This window comes from Mycobacterium sp., from assembly GCF_025965855.1.
Lineage (GTDB): Bacteria > Actinomycetota > Actinomycetes > Mycobacteriales > Mycobacteriaceae > Mycobacterium.
This window is the reverse complement of record NZ_JAOPWB010000207.1, coordinates 1-3,254: the sequence shown is the minus strand read 5'-3', so window position 1 is coordinate 3,254 and position 3,254 is coordinate 1. Positions and strand designations below refer to the sequence as shown.

Genomic DNA, 3,254 nt, shown 5'->3' with positions numbered 1-3,254 from the left:
TCGGAATCTCTGTCCCTCACGTGCCCCGGCACGCCGATGGCCCCGGCCCCATCTCGGGCCGATCGAGCGTCGCGCCGGTTATTGCGCCGCTGTTTACCTGTCGTGGTCCACCGGCCCCCGCAGTCGGGTGTGTCACCCTCACGCAGCCTCGTTCGCGGCCGAAATTCGTCGCGCTCCGAGGATGAGACCGGACGCGCCCGGTTGGGCGCTGGTCGTATGCCCGGCCAGGCAGAACCCGGCGCAAGGCAACCTGAACAGTATGCCTCAGATCATGGGTTTGGCCAAATCCCGGGCAAACGTCGCCGGGACGGTTCCGTCGCAAGGCTAATGCAGTGGTCAGCGGCCCGAAACCGAGGCTCAAGCACCAGCCGATTCGATGCTCGCCGCGCTGACCCTCTTCTGGGCCCGCTGCACGTACAGAAAACCGTCGACGGCGGCGCGCGCGCATTCGCGGTAGTCGAAGTCGGGCAGCGTGGATAGGCGTCCCAGCACCAGCGGGCCGATCAGCAGCGCAATGGCGCGCGATCGGTCGACCTCACCCAGCTCGGCGGCCTCCGGGCTGTCGAATACCGCGTCGAACGGCGCCGCGTACTGCTGAGCGACGCGTTCCCGCAGCGTCGTGATCGAGGCGCTGTCGGCCGTGCCTGCGTGAGGAGGTTCCGGCAACCCTTCCAGGTCGCGTCCCAGGGCAAGCCACGACATGGCCGTCAGGAGGGCCGGTGCCTGCGCCACCACTTCGGCCTGAGCCAGCACCAACGCGATAAGCCGATCGCGCAGTGAGCCGTCGGCCGGAGGCATCGGCGGGGGCGGTATCAGGCTGTTGAATGCCGCTGCCAGCAAATCATTTCCGCTCGGGAAGTGGCGATACAGTGTCGCTCTCGCTACATTGGCGCTACGAGTGACCGCATCGACGGTCACGGCGCTGGGACCCCCCGAACGCAGCAGCGCGGCGGCGGCCTCGAGCAAACGGGCCCTGGACCGCGCCGGGCGGGGATCGGTACTTCCGCCGGTAATTGTGAGCTACCTCCCGGTTTGGAACCTAGACTATCGGTCTACCTACAAGACTGTCAGTCTTGAAAGGTCCGAAAATATGCTCGCCCCCGTTAGGAGGCGCTTTCTATGGTCAAAACGCTAGTACGGATTGATGAGCCTACTGATGTAGCCCGCATCGGGGGTAGCCCCCGCGCCCGAACGTGGACCTTGGCCGTCGCCTCCATGGGCGTCGGGCTGGTCGTCGGGTCGATGACGGCGCTGAACACCGCGCTGGGGGACCTCGCGGTCGCCACTTCCGCGACCCAGTCGCAGCTGACCTGGATCGTCGACGGCTACACGGTGGCGCTGGCCTGCTTGCTGTTACCCGCCGGGGCGATCGGCGACCGCTACGGCAGGCGGGGCGCATTGCTCATCGGCTTGGTGGTCTTCGCCCTCGGGTCGGCCGCGCCGGCGATGTTGCACAGCCCGCTGCAGATCATCGCGGGACGGGCGGTCGCCGGCGCCGGTGCCGCGTTCGTGATGCCCGCGACGCTGTCGCTGCTCACGGTGGCCTACGCGAAAGAAGACCGCATGAAGGCGGTCGGGATCTGGGCCGGCACCGCCGGTTGCGGCGGCGTCCTGGGCATGCTCGGATCTGGCTTGCTGCTTCGGTTTTGGGACTGGCACGCGATCTTCTGGTCCTTGGGCATCGCCGGACTGGCGATCTTCGCCCTGGCGTGCACCGTCGCGTCGTCGCGGGAGGACAACGCTCCCCGGATCGATTCGCTGGGCGCGGTCCTGATCGGTGCGGCCGTCGCGATCGCGGTGGCGGCGATCCTGGAAGCGCCCGACCGCGGCTGGAGCGATCCCCTGGTCTGGGGCGGCCTCGTGGCCGGAGCGATCATCGTCGCGGTGTTCGGCGTCGTCGAATTCCGGAAGAGGGACCCCCTTCTCGACGTGCGACTGTTCGGTGATCCCGGTTTCGCCACCGGGGTGGCGACGATCGTCATCCTGTTCGGCGCGACGTTCGGTTTCTTTTATCTGGGCATGCAATTCGTGCAACAGATCATGGGCTACTCCCCGCTGATGACGGCGACCGCGTTCGGCCCGTTCATGGTCCCGCTCGGCATTTTCTCGGCGCTGTCATTTTGGTACGTACCAAAATTTGGCCTGCGGCTGGTGTTGTTCGTGGGGACGTTGACGATGGCGGTTGGCTTCGCGTGTATGCAGGCGCTCGACCTCCATTCGACTTTCCTCGATTTGGCCTGGCCCACGCTGATCCTGAGCACCGGCATCGGATTCTGCACCGCGCCAACGACTTCGGCGATCATGGGCGCGGTCCCCGACGAAAAGCAGGGGGTTGCGTCCGCGGTGAACGACACGTCGCGAGAGATGGGCGGGGCCCTGGGGATCGCCGTGGCCGGCTCGATACTGGCCGGGCGCTACTCCAACGAGCTGGCACCAAAGTTGGCGGGCTTCCCCGCCGCGGTGCGCGGACCGGCGACCGATTCGCTGGCCAAGGCGGTGCAGGTGGCCGGGAAGTTGGGCCCCCAGGGCGGCCAGCTGGCCGAGGTCAGCAAAGCGGCGTTCATGACGTCAATGCACGCCTCGACGACGGTCCTGGCCGTGATCGTTGCCATGGCCGCGGCCCTGATCGGGCTGTGGGCTCCCGGGCGTGACGGGCGGCAGCTAAGGCTCGTGCGCCGGATGGTGTCCGGCCCGGAATAGCAGCCCCGTATCTGGATGCTGAAGATCGGCTGAAAACGCCTCGGCAGACCCCGGGTGGGCGATACCATCCGCTTTGAGCAGCGTTCGTTGTGGGGAGACGGAGGCTGCCGACGACCGGGGGAGCCGAATGTCGTATGTGATCGCAGCACCGGAGTATGTGGCTAACGCCGCAACGGATTTGGCGAACATCGGATCCATGATCAGCGACGCCAACTCCGCGGCATTGGGCCCGGTCTCCAGCGTGCTGCCCGCGGGCGCCGACGAGGTCTCGGCGAGCATCGCGAGCCTGTTCGACGCGCACGCTCAGGCCTTTCAGGCGCTCAGCACCGCGGCACAGGCCTTCCACTCCCAGTTCGTCCAGCTGATGAGCACCGGCGCGGAGCAATACGCCCTCACCGAGGCGGCGAACGCCTCTCCCCTGCAAACCGTCCAGAGCATGGTGAGCGGCAATGTCCCCGGCCAGGCGCTGTCGACGGCGCAACCGCTGGCAGGTACCGCAGCGTCGGCGGGCTCCGCGGTTGCGGGAGTGCCGGCGGCAGCGGCGGGGGTCGCCG

Annotated in this window: 3 protein-coding genes; 2 read left to right on the top strand and 1 reads right to left on the bottom strand. The window is 67.4% G+C overall.

Going from position 1 to position 3,254, the window contains the following annotated elements:
- Window positions 1-357: 357 nt before the first annotated feature.
- Window positions 358-966: a TetR/AcrR family transcriptional regulator gene (locus JWP83_RS17800; RefSeq protein ID WP_297732461.1), complete on the bottom strand. Its 609-nt coding sequence runs from the start codon at window positions 964-966 to the stop codon at window positions 358-360.
- Window positions 967-1,200: 234 nt separating this feature from the next.
- Between JWP83_RS17800 and JWP83_RS17795 the strand changes: the two genes are divergently transcribed.
- Together JWP83_RS17795 and JWP83_RS17790 are read left to right on the top strand one after the other, a co-directional pair.
- Window positions 1,201-2,700 carry an MFS transporter gene (locus JWP83_RS17795; protein WP_297732459.1) on the top strand — a complete coding sequence of 500 codons (1,500 nt, stop codon included), beginning with the start codon at window positions 1,201-1,203 and terminating at the stop codon, window positions 2,698-2,700.
- A gap of 127 nt (window positions 2,701-2,827) precedes the next feature.
- Window positions 2,828-3,254, top strand: a 427-nt coding sequence (locus tag JWP83_RS17790) for a PE family protein (protein ID WP_297732457.1), incomplete at its 3' end; no start/stop codon positions are given.